The organism is Pseudomonas sp. GD03903, assembly GCF_029840045.1.
Taxonomy (GTDB): Bacteria; Pseudomonadota; Gammaproteobacteria; order Pseudomonadales; family Pseudomonadaceae; genus Pseudomonas; species Pseudomonas pseudonitroreducens.
Genome location: NZ_JAOCBT010000013.1, coordinates 1 through 17,652 on the forward strand (window position 1 = coordinate 1; position 17,652 = coordinate 17,652).

Below are 17,652 nucleotides of genomic sequence, written 5' to 3' on the forward strand. Positions count from 1 at the left end.
CGTGCCGATTCTGGCGATGGAGAAAGCCCTCGGCGAGCTCGCCACCCTCGACATCGGCAACGCCATCCTCACCGACGTGGGCAGCGCCAAGGGCAATGTCGTGCGTGCGGCGAAAGCCGTGTTCGGTGGCATGCCGGTGCGCTTCATTCCCGGCCATCCCATTGCCGGCTCCGAGCAGAGCGGGGTGGAGGCGGCCAACGCGAAATTGTTCCGCCGTCATAAAGTCATCCTCACGCCGCTGGATAATGCCGACGCGGACGCGATCCAGTGCGTCGAAGCGCTCTGGCGTGAGCTGGGCGCGGATGTCGAGCAGATGGCCGTCGAGCACCACGACGAAGTCCTCGCGGCGACCAGTCACCTGCCGCACCTGCTGGCCTTCACGCTGGTCGACTCGCTGGCCAAACGCAGTGAGAATCTGGAAATCTTCCGCTATGCCGCTGGCGGCTTCCGCGACTTCACGCGGATCGCCGGCAGCGACCCGGTGATGTGGCACGACATCTTCCTCGCCAACCGCGAGGCGGTGCTGCGCATCCTCGATGTATTCCGTGACGACCTCGATGATCTGCGCGAGGCCGTCGACCATGGGGACGGGCAACAACTGATGGGCGTCTTCACTCGCGCCCGGGTTGCTCGCGAGCATTTCAGCAAAATCCTGGCCCGCCGGGCCTATGTGGACGCCATGCACAACAATGACCTGATTTTCCTGGCCCAGCCGGGTGGCCGCCTCTCCGGACGTGTTCGCGTACCGGGCGACAAGTCCATTTCCCACCGCTCGATCATGCTCGGCTCGCTGGCCGAAGGCACGACCGAGGTGCAAGGTTTCCTCGAGGGTGAAGACGCCCTCGCCACCATCCAGGCGTTCCGCGACATGGGCGTGGTCATCGAAGGCCCGCACCACGGCCGCGTGACCGTGCATGGCGTCGGCCTGCATGGCCTGAAGACGCCGCCCGGCCCGATCTACCTGGGCAACTCCGGCACCTCCATGCGCCTGCTCAGCGGCCTGCTCGCTGCCCAGCCGTTCGACACCACCCTGACCGGTGACGCCTCGCTCTCCAAGCGCCCGATGAACCGCGTCGCCAAGCCGCTGCGCGAGATGGGCGCGGTGATCGAAACCGGTCCGGAAGGCCGCCCGCCGCTGACCATCCGTGGTGGCCAGAAGCTCACCGGCATGCACTACGACATGCCCATGGCCAGCGCCCAGGTGAAATCCTGCCTGCTGCTCGCCGGCCTCTATGCCGCCGGTGAAACCTCCACCACCGAGCCGGCTCCGACCCGCGACCACACCGAGCGCATGCTGCGCGGCTTCGGCTATCCGGTCGACGTCGAAGGCGCCACCGCGCGCGTCGAGTCCGGCCACAAACTCAGCGCCACCTCGATCGAAGTCCCGGCCGACATTTCCTCGGCTGCGTTCTTCCTGGTTGCCGCGAGCATCGCCGAAGGCTCCGACCTGACCCTGGAGCACGTCGGCATCAACCCGACCCGTACCGGCATCATCGACATCCTCAAGCTCATGGGCGCCGACATCACCCTGGAAAACCAGCGTGAAGTGGGCGGCGAGCCGGTTGCCGATATCCGTGTGCGCTCGGCCCAGCTGAAAGGCATCGACATTCCCGAAGACCTGGTACCGCTGGCCATCGACGAGTTCCCGGTGCTCTTCGTCGCCGCCGCCAGTGCTGAAGGTCGTACTGTGCTGCGTGGCGCGGAAGAGCTGCGGGTGAAGGAATCCGACCGCATCCAGGTCATGGCCGACGGCCTGCTGGCCCTGGGCGTGAAGTGCGAGCCGACCCCTGACGGCATCATCATCGATGGCGGCAGCTACGGCGGCGGCGAAGTCTGGAGCCACGGCGACCACCGTATTGCCATGTCCTTCAGCGTGGCCTCGCTGCGTGCCGGTGCGCCGATCCGCATCCATGATTGCGCCAACGTAGCGACTTCCTTCCCGAACTTCCTCGGGCTGGCGTCCGGGGCGGGCATCCGTGTCGCCGAGGAGAAGAACTGATGAACGGCGAATGGCCAGTCCTCGCCATCGACGGTCCCAGCGGCTCGGGCAAGGGCACCGTTGCCGGCCTGCTGGCCAAGCGCCTGGGCTGGAACCTGCTGGACTCCGGTGCGCTGTACCGCCTGCTGGCGTTCGCCGCCGGCAACCACGGTATCGACCTGACCAATGAGGAAGCGCTCAAGGTTCTGGCGGCGCATCTCGACGTGCAGTTCACTCACGCCAAGGGCGGCCAGGGCCAGCACATCGTCCTCGAAGGCGACGACGTTACCGACGTGATCCGCACTGAACAGGTCGGCGCTGGCGCCTCCCAGGTCGCCGCGCTGCCGGCGGTGCGCGATGCACTGCTGCAACGCCAGCGCGCCTTCCTCGAAGCCCCGGGCCTCGTCGCCGATGGCCGCGACATGGGCACCGTGGTCTTCCCCAGCGCTCCGCTGAAGATCTTCCTCACCGCTTCCGCCGAGGAGCGCGCCCGCCGCCGCTACCTGCAGTTGAAGAACAAGGGCATCGACAGCGACCAGGCGCAATTGGCCGAGGAAATCAGCGCCCGCGACGAACGCGACAGCCAGCGTGCCGTTGCACCGCTCAAGCCCGCTGATGGTGCCATCCTGGTGGACTCCACCTCGATGAGCATCGATGAAGTGGTGGAGAGTATTCTCGCCGAGGTTTCGCGGCTGGGGCTGGCTGACTAGGTGACCTGATCTCGTCCGAGCCATGGCGGCTCGGACGAGGTCTTCCTTGCCTTAGGAATTGGCTGTCCGCGTGGTCGGAGCGGTCCTGCATCCACCGCCACGCACTTACCTCATCATCCCTGACTGGTTTTTCTACAGTCGCTCGCAATGAGCAGGCTGTTTCAGTCGAGGGTCCCTTGCCGAATCATTTCGCCCCCACCAGAGCCGAGCGCCTGATCGAGCGTAGCGGGCTGATGTTCACGCTGGCCCGTCGCGAACTGGACTCACGCTATCGCGGCACGCTGCTTGGTCGTCTCTGGGTCGTGCTCTCGCCGTTTCTCATGCTGGCCGTATACACCTTCGTCTTCGGCCATATCCTCAAGTCGCGTTGGGGAACTGATCAGTCAACCGCCTCCTTCAGTCTCACCCTGTTTTCCGGCCTGCTGCTCAACACTCTGATGGGCGAATGCCTGGGCCGTGCCGCTGGGGTGATCCACGACCATGGCAATTATGTGAAGAAGCTGGTCTTCCCGCTGGAGATCATCCCCCTGTCGCTGGTGGTGGCAGGCCTGACGAACGTGTTGGTGGGGTACCTCATCCTGCTGCTGGCGATGTTTCTGCTGGGTCACACACCGGGCTGGATAGCATTGTTGTTGCCGCTGGTGTTGCTGCCGTTCCTGCTATGCATCATCGGGCTGACTTGCCTGATTGCCGCTTTGGGTGCCTATTTCCGTGATACTCAGCAACTGGTGCAGTTTGCTTTAGTGCTCGCGCTGTTTCTCAGTCCGGTGCTTTACCCGTTGGCATCCCTGCCTGAGGGCGCCCGCGCCTTTCTGTCACTCAATCCCCTGACGATCCCTGTACAGGCAGTGCGTGGTCTCCTGTTCGATGCTCCCTTGCCATCGATGATCGAGTTGGCTATGTACTGCGCAGCCTCGCTGGTCATCGCCATCGGCGGCCTCTGGCTGTTCCTGCGCGTCAAGAGCGGTTTCATCGATGTACTCTGAGCCGATTGCCTCGTCGCCCCCGGAGTTGTCTGCTCTCGATCGACTGGGACAGCGTCTGGTCAGCAAGGGCCTGGTGAGCGCCGAAGAAGTGGAGCGGGCGTTGGAGTTGCAGGCACGTATCGGTGGTCGACTGGGGGCGATTCTGATGCGTTCCGGTGCCCTTTCTGAAACGGTATTGCTCGATGAGTTGGCCGATCAACTCCTGGCTCCTTTGGTAGGAAAGACCACGGAGGTTCCGAGTGCGGCGATGATCACCGACGCGCTGGAGAAGTCGAACATCCGTCCCGAATGGTTTCTGGCCGAGCAGGTCGTGCTTTGGGAGAGCGACCAGCAAATCCTGCAAGTGGCTGCGCGGGATCCACTGGAGCCCGCCTTGCGCGACGTCATGCAGCGCTTTTATCCGGAGCGTGAAGTGCAGTGGGTACTCTGCCGCTCGCAGGACCTGGATGCGTGGCTGCGGGTAGTTGATCAACACCAGCAACGCGACAGCTGGAGATCGCGCATGTTCGCCGAGGACGATGTGCGCCATTTGCGCGAAATGGCGGAAGAGGCGCCGATCGTCGAGTTGGTCAACAACGTGATCGGTCAGGCTATCGAGCGCCGTGCCTCGGACATCCACATTGAACCCGGCGAGTTCAACTTCCAGGTCCGCTTGCGCATTGACGGTGTGCTGCAGAACCAGCTGACACTGCCGCGAGAGCGATTTGCCGCCGTGGTTTCGCGGATCAAGCTGATTTCCGCCATCGACATTGCCGAGCGCCGCTTGCCACAGGACGGCCGCATGAGCATACGGATTGGCGGCCAGGAAATGGATATCCGAGTTTCCAGTCTTCCGGGAGTGCACGGCGAGTCGGTGGTGATGCGGCTTCTGCCCAAGGAGCGAGAAGGGCTGCGCCTGGAGAGCCTGGGAATGTTGCCCGATCATCTGGCGATGATGCAGGTGTGGACGCGGGAGCCGCACGGAATCGTGCTGGTCACTGGGCCGACTGGCTCGGGCAAATCGACCACGCTCTACGGTAGTCTCGAGTCGATCAACGATGGCGTGCGGAAGATTATTACGGTCGAGGATCCGGTCGAGTACCAGGTTCCGAACATTACTCAGGTGCAGGCTCACGCTGAAATCGGCCTGAGCTTTGCCGCAGCATTGCGCTCGATCCTGCGTCAGGACCCTGACGTGATCATGATTGGCGAGATCCGCGATCTAGAAACCGCCGAAATAGCCGTGCAGTCGTCGTTGACCGGCCACCTGGTCTTTTCGACGTTGCACACCAACGATGCGGTTAGTGCCTTCACTCGCCTTATAGACATGGGAGTCGAGCCTTTCCTGGTGGCATCACCGATCCGTGGTGTCCAGGCGCAGCGGCTGGTGCGCACCCTCTGTTTGCATTGTTCGCAGTTGCAGGATCCGACGATGGCCGAGGCAGAATTGGCCACGGTAATTAGCCTGGCTCAGTCGATCTTCCCGGAACAGAACGCAAGCTGGCGTCGCGCAGTGGGCTGTTCACATTGCCAGGGCACAGGCTATCGGGGGCGTCTGGGCATCTATGAAATGATCGATGTGCGTCCGGAAATGCAGGAGCTGATCATGCAACGTGCTCCTGTTGAGCAGATGCGCCGCCTGGCCCACGTACAAGGCTATCGCTCGATGCGTGAGGATGGGCTAGTCAAGGCCTGGATGGGACTCACATCGGTGGATGAAGTCCACCGAGTGACCAGTGGCTGACTGACATGCGTATCCGCTACGTCGCCATCGACCGCCACGGTAAACGCTGCCGTGGCGAACTGAATGTGGATTCCCAGGCTGAGGCATTACGGCAGTTGGAGTCCCAGGGTTTGACGCCGCTGTCGCTGGATCAATCGGCTCGAACTATCGCTCGACGCAGTCGCCGCCTGAGCAGTGAAGAACTCAATCTTTCCCTCTACGAATTGGCGACTTTGCTGTCTGCCGGCGTCGGGTTGGCCGACACCGTAGAAGCGCAGCAGTCTTCGGCTCAACACCCTCGCCTGGCTCATGCCCTGCAGAGCATGAGCGATGGTCTGCGCCAGGGCCGTTCCTTCACTCAAGTGCTGGAATCGGCTGGGCTGCCCTTGCCCCGCTACGCCTATCAACTGGTCGCAGCTGGCGAGATGACGGGCAATATCGCCCAGGCGTTGCGCGATTGCGTCGCGCAGATGGAGTACGAACGGCGCACTCGCGATGAGATCCGCAATGCCTTGATCTATCCGGCGATTCTGGTCCTCAGTGGTGTCGGGGCGGTCGCGATGATGTTCGTTTTTGTCGTGCCCAAGTTCGCCAATCTGCTGGAGCATTCCGAGCGCCTGCCGTGGCTGGCCTGGGCTGTTCTGGCCAGCGGCGTTTGGTGCAAGGCCAATGCGCTGCTGCTGCTGGTGCTGGTGGTGATCGTCGCCACGGTTGGTATCTCCCTCCTGCGCAACCCCATTGTCCGGGGGCGCGTACTGAATCGTGTCCTGCATTTTCCGCTTATAGGGGAATGGCTGCTCCAGGCAGAGATCGCCCAGTGGTCAAAGGTACTGGGCACCCTCTTGGGCAATCGCGTCACCCTGGTAGACGCCTTGCGACTATCGGGTGAGAGCCTGCGAATTCCTTCGCAGCGCGAACTGATGGAGCGGGTTACCCAAGATGTTCGCGGTGGTACGTCACTTTCCGAAGCCTTGGAAAACCGGCATGCCATCACCGCCACGGGCAGCAATCTGATTCGAGTGGGTGAAAAGTCGGGACGGCTATCGGACATGCTCGACAATCTGGCCACCCTTTACGAAGAGCATGGTCGCTCGCGCATGCGCAAGGTGTTGGTCTTGGTGGAGCCACTGGCGATCCTGGCGATCGGTGGCGTCTTTGGCGTGATTATCACTGGCGTGGTTCTTGCGATCACCAGTGCCAACGACATGGTTCTTTAGGTCCGACCGTGATGCTCACGGGTGTAGAGCGCCGCACTGGCGCGTAATGAGGGGAAACGGGTTGATGAGAAAACGCCGGCAGCAGGGGTTCACCCTGCTGGAAATGATCGTGGTGCTGGTGATCATCGGATTGCTGATGGGATTGGTCGGACCTCGGCTGTTCAGTCAGGCAGACAAGGCCAAGGTGCAGACCGCCGAGACGCAAGTGAAGATGCTCAAGGGAGCGTTGATGACCATGCGTCTGGATATCGGGCGTCTCCCCACCGATCAGGAAGGGTTGGCGTTGCTCAATTCCGCACCGACCGACGACAGCATCAAGGCTTACTGGAAGGGGCCGTATCTGGAGGGGGGAGTGCCTCTCGATCCTTGGAATCACCCTTATCTCTACAGCAGCAAACCGAGCCAGGACCAGCCGTTCTCTCTCTATAGCCATGGGGCGGACGGTCAGCCGGGGGGAGAAGGGGACAATGCCGATATCGGCTACTTGCCCAAGCAATAACCGCCAGGGGGGCTTCACCTTGCTTGAACTGGTGGTGGTTCTGGCGATTGTCACGTTGCTGGGCGCCGTCGTGCTGCCGAACCTGGTGAAGATGCAGCAGGCGTGGAAGTTCCGGATCGAGTTGCAGGATATCGTCAGCCAGATCCGGAGCCTGGGGTACCGTGCTCGGCTGCAACATGTCGAGGCTCGAATCGGCTCGCAGGGCATGTTGCCGGAGTACCTGCTGGTACTGCCGCCGGGCTGGAAACTGACCACCCAAGTGCCGGTGATCTACCGTAGCAACGGTGCCTGCCTAGGAGGCAAAGTCGAGCTGATACAAGGAGATCAGCGCCGCGAGTTCGACCTGATACCTCCTCTCTGTGTGCCGGAGCATTCATGAGGTGGAGTCAGTCGGGTTTTACCCTGTTGGAGGCCGTCGTTGCCATGACCTTGCTGGTAACGGTGGGGGGAGCGCTGCTCGCCTGGATAAACTCCACCTTCGTCATGGTCGAGCGGATGGAGGCAGTGCAGCGGCGCATAGTCACCTCTCGCCTGGCGCTTGCCTATCTGGAGCAGCTCAACCCGGCCGTGCAGGATAGCGGTCAGGTACAACTGGGGCATTACCTGCTCGAGTGGAAAAGCCAAGCGTTGACGGAGCAGGCGCCAGTCGTGGGGCGCTACACCGGCAACCCCGGACCTTATGTGGCGAGTCTTTTCCGGGTCACCGCGCGGGTCAGCGAAGAAGGGGCGAGGCCTGTCGAGTTGGCAGTCGAGTTGCCAGGTTATCGTCAGGTTCGCTTCTCCCAGGACCAGGGTGCGATGCAACCATGAAACAGGGGCGGCAGGCCCGCTTTCAAGCGGGCTTTACCCTGCTGGAATTGCTGGTGGTGCTGACCATGGTCGCCTTTATCACGACCCTGTTGATCCAGGGGATGGGTTACATCGCCAAGGTCAACGACAGTTTTGTTCGGGAGGGGGACAGCCGTCAGGCACGAGAGCTTGCATTCGGCTGGTTCGACGACGCACTGACGCAACTGGTAGCACCCGAGCACAACGATGTCGCGGGCCGCTTTCGGGGGGATGCCCTGAGCTTCGAGGGCGTGACCCTGGCCAGTGTGGATCGGCGCGAAGGCATTCCGGTCCCGTTCGCTTTTCGACTCGAACCCAAGCCGGGCGGCACCGAGCTGATTTACGTCCGGCGCATCGAGGCACGTCGTTGGCCGCTGATTTCTCTCGCCGCCGAGGCACATTTCGAGTTTCAGGATGCAACTGGCCAATGGCACAAGGAGTGGCCACCCGCACCGACCGAAGCGGATTTGCTGCCGGCGGCTGTTGCTCTGGCTGAAACTGGCGGAGGTCTGTTCTTGATGGCGACCGTACAGACACCACGCCAACAGGTGTATATCAGTGACTTTTGACCCTCGCGGCCTATCGCCGCCCAGGCGCGCAAATGGTTTCGTGCTGGTAGGCGTGATCTGGTTTCTCGCCTGTATGAGCCTGGTGGTTGCCGCTGCCGTGATCTGGATCGATCGCTCACGCGAAGGCATCGAGGCCGAGCAGCAACTTCTGCTTTATACCCTGGACGAGCGGAGCATGCTGAGCCGCCTGATCTGGATGACGGCAACGCATCGCCAGACGGTAGCCGGACTGACGACGCCAGAAAGTATTCCCCCTGAACCTGGGAACATGGATCCATCGATCCTGGCGGCAGGTAGCGAGATCCCCATGGACGGGCGGGAATATTGCCTGGCCAATGGTCGTTGCATTGCGTTGATCGACGGCGCTTCCCGTTTGAGTCTGATCGGCAGCGAGCCCGCGGTGCTCAATGCATTGCTGCGCTACCTGGGCGTTCCCGCGGAAGACATACCGAAAATGCTGGTCGAGTTGGCCCAGTATCTGAAGAGCGGCCAGCAAAGTGCGGAGGCGGGCTTCATGCAGCGCAGAATGCACTCACCCATGGAGGTATTTCTGCTGCCGTCTTGGCATCCATGGGAAGAGCAGCTCACCGAGCGCGGTTGGGGCGAGTTGGTGACGGTCCGAGAAACCGCGTTGAACCTGAATACCGCCAGCCCCGAAGTCCTAAAGGCCGGATGGCAGTTGCCAGCCAGCGGTATCGCGCGCCTGGTCAACTTGCGTCTCGAGCATCCCATTCTCCACGCCGCCGATCTTGAGGCCATGTTGGGTAGCTATGCCGCAAGCGTCCCGCCAGAAGGGTGGGCGCGTCTGCCCAGTACGACTGTTCTGATTCGCACCCGCCCTGTGGGCGGGCAAGCTCTTCATGAATATCTGCTCAGCTTCGAATCCACCGATCTGCGCCTCCCGCCCTGGCAGCTACTCCAACGAAGGACATTGCCGATCCATGCTTCTACAGTCGCCGTTCCTCATGAGCCTCACTCGACACCTGGCCTTCTCGCCGCCCCGCTTGTGGCAGGTCCTTGGCGATGACGAGCGGGCTTCCCTGCAATGGGAGTCTCGTGCCCAGGGCATATGGCGCAATGCTTCGGCTCAATGGGTGATCGATCGATCTCAATGCATCTTCCGCTGCCTGGATTTGACTCATGTTCCACGGTCGCAACGACCACAGGCACTCTCAGTGAAGCTGACTGGCCTGTCCCCCTATCGCTTGCCGGGGCATTACGCCGTGTGGCGTGGTGGGTTAGCAATGGTCTGGCTCTGGGACCGAGAAATACAGCAGGAGTTGGCCTCGACAGAACCTGAGTTGCCCAGGCACTACCGCTGTCTGCCAGAGACCGTCTTGCAACGGGCCGTTGCAACAACGGAGCAGTCGGTTACCCGACTGCAGAAGACCAGGCGTGGTATAGATCTGCAGGTCTGGAAGGCGGGAGCGCTGATGCAGAGCATTCATTACCAAAGCCCTCCTTCGCCCAGTCAGATTGGCATGCTTGCCCGTGGTATTGCCGGATTAGATGCTCAATTGCAGTTGGAAGCAGAAAGCGCGGACTACCTACCCGCTCCTTGGGGCGGGGGGTGGCAAGGAGTGCAAGGGCAGTGGGAGCGCTGGGTGCCCCATGGGCTGCTTACCGTGCTCTTGCTGGGATGCTCCGTTCAATTGGCACAAGGCATCTCCTGGTGGTCGGAATCGAGGAAGTTGCAGTCGGAGCATGCACAGCTTGTAGACAGGATCGAACCACTCCTGGAAGCCCGCACTCGCACCCAGCAGGCTTCAGCATTCAGCGCGCAATTGCACAAGCGAATGGATGAGCAACCCTCGCAGATCGAGTTGCTGCGTAAGGTCGCCCCGCTCTTGCCCGTTGATTCCAGGTTGTTGAGTTGGCGACTGCGTGACCACGAGCTTGAGCTGCAGATCACCACGGACAATCAGGACCCACGGTACTTCGTTCAGCAGCTACAGGAGGGCGGAAAGTTCCAGAATGTGCGGGTTGAGCCGGCTCCTGCCGGGAATGGTCTGCGGCTGCTGATGTCGCTAGGTGAGAAGGGCGCGAAATGAACGAACTACGTGGCTTCGCCCATCAGCATTGGCTTCGTCTGCAACAGCAATGGCAGGAACAGATTCGTTTGCGCATGGCCTGTTGGGGATTGCTGGCACTGCTGATAATCAACCTGATCGCGCTCTGCGGGAGCTGGAAGTCCTCCCGTCAACAGGAGTACAAACAATACGCAGTCGAACTGAAGAAAATGCAGGAGCTGGCACGCCAATCTTATTGGCCTGATCGAGCGATTCAGGCAGAAGAGCGCCTGGCTCAGTTCCAGACCCACTTGTGGAGAGCGCCGAATGCTTCGCTGGCCCGAGCCAACGTTCAGGCCTGGCTGGATCGTGAGGTGAAATCCTCCGGACTTCAGGAGCCTCGAATCAATGTGCTCGAGCCATTGGATTTCACCGGGCAGAAAGATGCGCGTATCGAAGTACAGCTACGTGGCAGGTTCGAAGCTGCCAGCTATGGAAAGCTCCTCTATGCAATCGAAGGTGCAGAGAACTGGATCAGCATCGATTCGGTCGACCTGAACAACGGTCTCTCTCCTGCATTGAATCTCCAACTGTCATTCCACTTTGTTCCAGGTGAAAGGGCTGCCTCGACTGTACAACGCTGATCGAGGAAATTTCCTGCGAGCTTGAGGAATAAATTCGAATTAAAACCCCTGTTTGGCAAAATAAAGCAGAAATACAGAAATTTCATTCAGATCAGATGCCGATTGCTTAGCGAGAGGAGTGACAGAATCATGCACTCTGTCTTCTCGCCATGTCGCCGTTGCCCAAGCAATGATCTCTTTTAATATTCTCCGCTGGTATGTTTTCGTCGTCGCAGTTGGTGTTGCCTACGGCTTTTTTGCCAAGCCTGAGACACATATCCAGGTGGCCGAAGAAAACAGTGAAGAGTGGGCGTTAGTCGAGTATTCGCGGGCGCACTACGACCAGGGCATAGTTCATGATCTGGCTCAGATGACGTGGTGGAAAGAGGATCAGGAAGAGTCAATCTCTAGAGAAAAGGAAGAGGCGGAGAAGGGGCCTGTTAAAAAAGTTTCTTGGCTATTTCGAGGGATTGTTGTCGAGAGCGGAAAGCGCTATGCGCTGATCGCCGAAGATGCTGCATCGCCGCTAAGGCGTTATTCGCCTGGCGAGTCGCTTCCAGGAGGGGAAATACTCGAAATTATTCATAAGCAGGACATTCGTTTTTCTCTTCCAGGTGAAAATGAAGGTAAGGATCTTGAAAGGAAATTGTATGCGCCTGCCGAGTAGAGCGATTCCCTTGACGGCATGGCGTGCGTTTGTGGTAGCCACTGTCGTGGGTGTCGCTTCGGGATGTAGCACCGACGCGATGAAAGTGCCGCACCCGCTAGTCGAGCCGGCGTCTAATGGTACAACTGAGACTAATTCATCTTCGACTTTAGATTCTGCAGCTACCGGCGGTGAGCAGGCTGCGGCCAAAAAGGAACTGGAAGTCAGCAAGACTCCTCAGGCGCCGGCGCCCTCCCAAGGTGGCGTGGTGGATAGACCTGATCGTCTGGTGCTCAATGACAGCAAGCTAGATGTAACGGTCAATGTCGAGGATGTTACATTGCCCGCCTTTATCAACGAAGTGTTCGGCAATATCCTCGGGCAGTCCTTTGAAATAGATAATACCCTGAAGAACAAGAACGACCGCGTAACCCTGCGCCTGGAGCAGCCGCAGACTCGTCAAATGGTCTACAACGTTGCCTCGCAAGTCATGAGCAACTATGGCGTCGAGATCATCAAGCAGGGCAGCGTACTGCGCTTCCAGATCAAGCAGATTGGACTGAGTCCGGATGAGCCACCTATCCTTATCAGTGGTGACGCCCGCCCCGAAGTTCCTATTGCCTATCGACCCGTTTTCCAGTTCGTCCAACTACATAATGTTGATGGCAAGGATGTCATTCCGTGGCTGAATAGTGCCTATGACAAAGCCGGACTGACGGCTTCGGTCGACGGCGCGCGTGGCGGCCTGATGCTCAAGGGAATGTCGTCCATCGTGGCACAAGCCGCCAAGGCAGTGCAGTTGCTGGATCAGCCCTTCATGCGTGGCCAGCACAGCATCCGTATCGATCCCGCGTTCCTTTCTGCCGATGACCTCGCCAAGCAACTGAAAGCGTTACTTACTGCACAAGGTTACAGCGTAGGAATAGGGGAAGGCGCAGGAAGCATCGTTCTCGTTCCCTTGGAAAGCTCGAATGGCTTGATCGTTTTTTCAAACCAGCAATCACTACTGCATCTCGTACAGGAGTGGGCAGAGCAGGCGGATCGTAGCCCCTTGGCAAATACCATCAGCTCTGGTGAGGGAGCAGATAACGTTGGGTTGTACTTCTATGAGGTGCGTAATACCCGAGCTACGGATCTAGCTAAGTCTTTGCGATCACTGATGTCTGGTCTAGGTGGTGGGTCGGGGGCCTATGGCTTGACTCCGGATCTGACCAGCAGTGCATCGCAACGAGCTACCGCCGACAGTCCTCCTCCTGTTCGGTCAGCGCAAACCTCTGATATGGGGGGGGGGAGGCAATCCGGTGTGTCGCCATTGCTTCAATTGGCTGGAACTCAAGCCCTCCTCGGCGCGACAGGTAATAGCAACTTGATGGACAGCATTACCTCAAGCGTGATGGGCGGCGGGACTATTGTTGAAGATGAGAATCGCAACGCTATTCTTTTTCGTGGACCGGGAAAGGTGTGGCAGCAATTACAGCCGATCTTGAAGCAGCTTGATAGGCCGGCGCGACAAGTTTTAATCGAAGTTACAATCGCCAGCGTGGCCTTGACTGATAACGAATCGACCGGTGTCAGTTGGGGGAAGAATACTCCATATAATGAAGGTAGGGTGATGAATTTAAGCGCTGGCGAAGGCGGATTCATGTACATGCTGAATACTGCTGGAGGAGCGTTTGCAACGATCAATGCGCTGGCCAATGACGATCGTTCCCGGATATTGGCTACGCCTCGTGTTCTTGTCAAAAGCGGTGATCAGGCAAATATAAATGTTGGTACCGATATTCCTATTGTTACCGGTCAGCAAAACGATGGAAGCGCTACGAATGGAAGTTCTAACGTACTCCAGAGTATTTCATATCGATCTACAGGGGTGATTCTCAATGTCTCTCCGGTTATTTATTCAAATAATCGGGTAGATATGATGGTAAGCCAGGAAGTTAGCTCGGCAGGAGGCGGGGGCGGATCATCTGGAGGCGGGGGTACCGGGACATCTAGCGGTAATCCACCCATTACTCGAACGTCACTGGAAACCGCTCTGACTCTCCAGAGTGGCGGGTCGGTCTTTATGGGAGGGCTGATTCGTGAAGATGGGGATGATGGAAATGGCGGTGTTCCGGTTCTAAAGGATATTCCATGGCTTGGCTATCTATTTGGTAGCCGTTATAGGAATAAATCGCGCAGTGAAGTAGTCATGCTGATACAGCCCTACATTATTGAAAGTGCAGATGAGATAAAGGAAGTTACCGAGAAGCTCAAAAAAATGATTGAGCCTGCTCTCGAGTGCAATAAGGCACCCGGAATGTGTGGGATTTGAAATCTATAGAGGCCGGTTGGTTATGCGTCTGGCTCTAGTTGGTGTTCTCGCTTAATTGAGCCCAGGCTGAAGTCTGGGTTTGTTTTTAAGAGCGCTGGATTTTTCGTAAGGAAATTTCCGCTCTAGTACTTCAGGAAGGCTGTAGGAAGTACTTCCCGTCGATGAGGGTTTTTTCTTTATTTGTGTCTTTCCTGAATGATATGGCTTGCCTGTATTGTCTAGTGCGCAACGGTGGCGGTATAAATTTAATTAGAAATCACTCTTGGTGGTTTCCTTGCCCTGGCTCGATCCTATCGAGAAGGGTAACTAAAAGAATGTCCGACGATGAGGTTTGAACGGTAGGGTTGTTGGCCAACTACTGTCGAACTTGGCTGCTGGTAATGAGTGTTGATGAATCCTCATCATTTCGGCGCTGATCTCTAAAGTTGGCTTGCGTCTATTGGTTCAGCTAATAGACAGAAAATCAAAATGACTAGTCGAAAAATTAGGAGTTAATAACTCATGTTGAAGAAAACACTGCTCGGTGCCGCGATTACCTCTGCCCTTTTCGCAGGCTTTGCAAATGCAGGGGTAGTAAGCATCAGTCCGGCGAGCTCGAACGAATCTGTTCCGGTGAACTCACCGGGTGCTGATAATCAGTTTGCCCCGGGGCAGGCCAACTATCTTGCAGGTGTGAGCCTGGAGACTGGTGCGAATTACGCCAGTCGTGCAGCCAACATCACCATTGCCCAGGAAATCTTCGGCAATCTGTCCGAAACCACTCAGTTCGACCTGCCGGACCTGGACTACGCCATCGATCCGTCCAAAGCGATGAAGGCTGCGGTAGGCCACACCATCAAGCTGACGCTGGACCGTACCGTTGCCCAATTCGCTAACCAGATTTCTCCTAACCAGATCCAGATCGGATCGTTGGCTGCGGGGACGGGCTTCGCTATCACCAGCGGTATCGGGGTTAACACCCTCAGCTTGACTCTGGATGCTGCAGGTGCGGCAGAGATTGCCAAGGCAACTGCGGCAAACCCGTCGTCCGGTGTGGTTCACTTCCTCTTCCGAACTGTAGGTTCCGCCAGTACCGCTCCCGCCAAGGTTGACCACTTGCGTGCTCCGCTTCAGGGCGATGCAACTTTTGTCGGACAATCGAGCCGGCCCGTATCGTTGCTGGTTGATCCACTTAACGAGCGCCGCTTCCAGGTAACCGTTTCTGCTCAGCTGGATACCACGACCGGTGCGAATGCTCTGAGCTCCGCCAACAATGATTCTGCTACTCCCTTCATGGTGTTCACATCGCTACCGGCGGTGTACTGGGATGTAATGAACACCAATCAGTGGGGCTCCTATCAGGTACTTAACTCCCTGGATCTGGCTAACCAGGATAAAACATTCGATCCAAAAGTCACCGCTCAATCGGCTGGCAGTGATGATACAAATTACGGAGCCAACTATCAGCGTCTGGGTTCCGTTCGTCTCGGTGTCAACACTGATGTACTGAACGAAGACGGCCGTAACGTTTTCGGCTTCAACGGCAGTGACCAGATAGAAAGCTATATTTCAGGTAATTTCACCGGACTGGATTCAATTGGCCTAGTTAATGGCTCATGCTCCGATTATGCGACCGGCACGTCTGCCGCAGTGTATGCATGGGATGCTGCGGCCATCGCGAAGAAAGCGGGCACAGATGGCGTTGCGAAACTCGCGATCAGTCTACGCAACGAAGATGTCAACCAGACTTACAACATCTGCGCCATTGCAAGTGGAGCTAAGGCGATGGCGGCTCAGCAAACCTTCGCTGTCGGACCGCTTTCGGTCAACTTCGGCAACGTTCGCTATGTCAACCGCCTGATCAACGGCGGCCAGATTGACCACTTCTGGAAAAGCAGTTGTGTTGCAAGTCTGTTCAATTTGCCTGCCGGCAACAACCAGGACCAGTTCTACATTCGCCTGACCAACACCAGCGATGACGGTCGTAACGGGAAAGTTCGCGGCGTTCTCTTCGATCAGAATGGCAAGCGTTATCCCGCTACTGGCAGTGCTTACCTCACTGACTCTATGGGCAAATCGGCCCTGAAAGCTCACGAGACTGGTGTATATAGCGTGAAGGAAGTGGCTAGCGCGTTCGGCGTGAATGGCGACGACTGGAATGGTGTTGGCGGTCGCTCTCGTTTGGTACTGGAAGGCGAATTCCCCACTTGCGAAGCTCTGGGGCTGATTCGTACCGCTAATGGCACTCTGAACAATATGACTGCAACTACACAGGGTAACTTCAATGGTGATGGTGGGCCGTCTACCATTATCAATCACGAGGCAGGTAACAACCGTAATTAATTGATGGTGTAATTCAAGAGGGGGGTGATCCCCCCTCTTGTTTTTTTTGGTAAATAGTTCGTTGTGGTTTTTTGATGATTTGACACTCGGAGTGTCGAGGTTAGGTTAGTGCCTTCTGTCAGTTTCAAGAAGTTGGCTATTGTCTCCACTCAGGCATTCTCTCTGATTAATTTTCGCGGCGATTTGATCAGCTTTCTTGTTCGGCGTGGGGTGCAAGTTTTTGCCTTGGCCCCTGACTATGATGAGTCAACAGAGCGGGCCATACGCGGCTTGGGCGGTGTTCCTGTAGTTTTTTGCATCGATCGAGTTGCAATAAATCCTTTATCTGCACTAAAAGTCATGTGGGATCTCGGAAGAATTTTTCGCTCACTTCAAGTTGATGCGGTTCTTAGCTACTTCGCTAAGCCTGTTATCTATGCGGGGATTGCCGCGCGCGTGGTACGGGTTCCTCGTATTTATTCGATGATTGAGGGCGCGGGCTATGTGTTCTCTGATGACTCACTAAGAACGCTTAGAAAAAAATTCCTTAGACTTATCGTTGGTCGCTTGTATTGGCTGAGTCTGCGTTATTCTCATAGAGTTTTTTTGCTCAATCAAGATGACTATAAGCTGTTTGTTCATGGTGGACTGGTGCAGGCGGATAAAGTGAAATTGCTGCCCGGAATTGGGGTGGATCTGCAGCGGTATTGTGCGGTTAGGCCGCTCGTAAATCCGATAACTTTTGTATTTATGGGGCGTTTGCTTAAAGAGAAAGGTATTTGTGACTTCATAGAAGCGGCACGAAAAGTCAGGCTAAAGTACAACTCTCAGGTTAGGTTTGTCGTAGTCGGTGATGTTGATCTGAACCCGGGCTCTATTCGGCGTGATGCAGTAATAGGGTGGGAGCGTGAAGGGTTGATTCAGTGGGTTGGCCATGTGAATGACGTTCGCCATTGGCTGGCGAGGGCGAGTGTGTTTGTTCTTCCCTCATTTTATCGTGAGGGGCTGCCGCGAAGCATTCAAGAGGCAATGGCAACCGGACTTCCCATTATTACTACCAACTGGGTGGGATGTCGCGAAACCATAGAAGACGGTCGTAATGGGTTTCTGGTTCCGATCCGTGATCCGGTTAGCCTTGCCAATGCAATGGAGCGCTTTATCCTGGAACCGGTTATTATTTTTAAGATGGGGCTGGAGAGTCGCCTGCTGGCAGAGTCTCGTTTCAATGTTCATAAAATAAACAGACAGATTGTGGCGAGTATGTAATGCG

General features: G+C 57.4%; 16 protein-coding genes. All 16 read left to right on the forward strand.

Annotated features, from left to right (window positions below):
• A partial coding sequence (locus N5C91_RS19865) for a bifunctional prephenate dehydrogenase/3-phosphoshikimate 1-carboxyvinyltransferase (protein WP_279831446.1) occupies window positions 1-1,999 on the forward strand: 1,999 nt, incomplete at its 5' end.
• Window positions 1,999-2,688, forward strand: a complete 690-nt coding sequence (gene cmk, locus N5C91_RS19870; RefSeq protein ID WP_279831447.1) for a (d)CMP kinase — start codon at window positions 1,999-2,001, stop codon at window positions 2,686-2,688. The genes N5C91_RS19865 and cmk, both read left to right, overlap by 1 nt.
• Window positions 2,689-2,921: 233 nt before the next feature.
• Window positions 2,922-3,674, forward strand: a complete 753-nt coding sequence (locus N5C91_RS19875; protein ID WP_279831671.1) for an ABC transporter permease — start codon at window positions 2,922-2,924, stop codon at window positions 3,672-3,674.
• On the forward strand, window positions 3,664-5,397 hold the full coding sequence (locus N5C91_RS19880; protein ID WP_279831449.1) for a type II/IV secretion system protein: 1,734 nt from the start codon (window positions 3,664-3,666) through the stop codon (window positions 5,395-5,397). Before N5C91_RS19875 ends, N5C91_RS19880 begins: the two co-directional genes overlap by 11 nt.
• Before the next feature lie 5 nt (window positions 5,398-5,402).
• Window positions 5,403-6,593 (forward strand): type II secretion system F family protein, encoded by a 1,191-nt coding sequence (locus N5C91_RS19885; RefSeq protein ID WP_279831450.1) that lies wholly within the window; start codon window positions 5,403-5,405, stop codon window positions 6,591-6,593.
• A 64-nt stretch (window positions 6,594-6,657) separates the two neighbouring features.
• A complete protein-coding gene (gene gspG, locus N5C91_RS19890; RefSeq protein WP_279831452.1) occupies window positions 6,658-7,092 on the forward strand; it encodes a type II secretion system major pseudopilin GspG in 435 nt (144 codons plus the stop codon).
• A complete protein-coding gene (locus N5C91_RS19895; protein ID WP_279831454.1) occupies window positions 7,061-7,471 on the forward strand; it encodes a type II secretion system protein in 411 nt (136 codons plus the stop codon). Before gspG ends, N5C91_RS19895 begins: the two co-directional genes overlap by 32 nt.
• Window positions 7,468-7,902 (forward strand): prepilin-type N-terminal cleavage/methylation domain-containing protein, encoded by a 435-nt coding sequence (locus N5C91_RS19900; RefSeq protein ID WP_279831456.1) that lies wholly within the window; start codon window positions 7,468-7,470, stop codon window positions 7,900-7,902. The genes N5C91_RS19895 and N5C91_RS19900 overlap by 4 nt, the downstream gene beginning before the upstream one ends.
• On the forward strand, window positions 7,899-8,489 hold the full coding sequence (locus N5C91_RS19905) for a prepilin-type N-terminal cleavage/methylation domain-containing protein (protein WP_279831459.1): 591 nt from the start codon (window positions 7,899-7,901) through the stop codon (window positions 8,487-8,489). The genes N5C91_RS19900 and N5C91_RS19905 overlap by 4 nt, the downstream gene beginning before the upstream one ends.
• A complete protein-coding gene (locus tag N5C91_RS19910; RefSeq protein WP_279831462.1) occupies window positions 8,479-9,516 on the forward strand; it encodes a hypothetical protein in 1,038 nt (345 codons plus the stop codon). The genes N5C91_RS19905 and N5C91_RS19910 overlap by 11 nt, the downstream gene beginning before the upstream one ends.
• A 406-nt stretch (window positions 9,517-9,922) precedes the next feature.
• Window positions 9,923-10,540: a hypothetical protein gene (locus N5C91_RS19915; RefSeq protein WP_279831464.1), complete on the forward strand. Its 618-nt coding sequence runs from the start codon at window positions 9,923-9,925 to the stop codon at window positions 10,538-10,540.
• Window positions 10,537-11,142 carry a hypothetical protein gene (locus tag N5C91_RS19920; protein ID WP_279831467.1) on the forward strand — a complete coding sequence of 202 codons (606 nt, stop codon included), beginning with the start codon at window positions 10,537-10,539 and terminating at the stop codon, window positions 11,140-11,142. The genes N5C91_RS19915 and N5C91_RS19920 overlap by 4 nt, the downstream gene beginning before the upstream one ends.
• 118 nt (window positions 11,143-11,260) lie before the next feature.
• On the forward strand, window positions 11,261-11,788 hold the full coding sequence (locus N5C91_RS19925) for a hypothetical protein (protein WP_279831469.1): 528 nt from the start codon (window positions 11,261-11,263) through the stop codon (window positions 11,786-11,788).
• Window positions 11,772-14,081: a type II secretion system protein GspD gene (locus N5C91_RS19930; protein ID WP_279831472.1), complete on the forward strand. Its 2,310-nt coding sequence runs from the start codon at window positions 11,772-11,774 to the stop codon at window positions 14,079-14,081. The genes N5C91_RS19925 and N5C91_RS19930 overlap by 17 nt, the downstream gene beginning before the upstream one ends.
• Window positions 14,082-14,582: 501 nt before the next feature.
• A complete protein-coding gene (locus N5C91_RS19935) occupies window positions 14,583-16,403 on the forward strand; it encodes a hypothetical protein (RefSeq protein ID WP_279831475.1) in 1,821 nt (606 codons plus the stop codon).
• A gap of 108 nt (window positions 16,404-16,511) precedes the next feature.
• Window positions 16,512-17,648 carry a glycosyltransferase family 4 protein gene (locus N5C91_RS19940; RefSeq protein ID WP_279831477.1) on the forward strand — a complete coding sequence of 379 codons (1,137 nt, stop codon included), beginning with the start codon at window positions 16,512-16,514 and terminating at the stop codon, window positions 17,646-17,648.
• The last annotated feature ends 4 nt before the right edge of the window (window positions 17,649-17,652 follow it).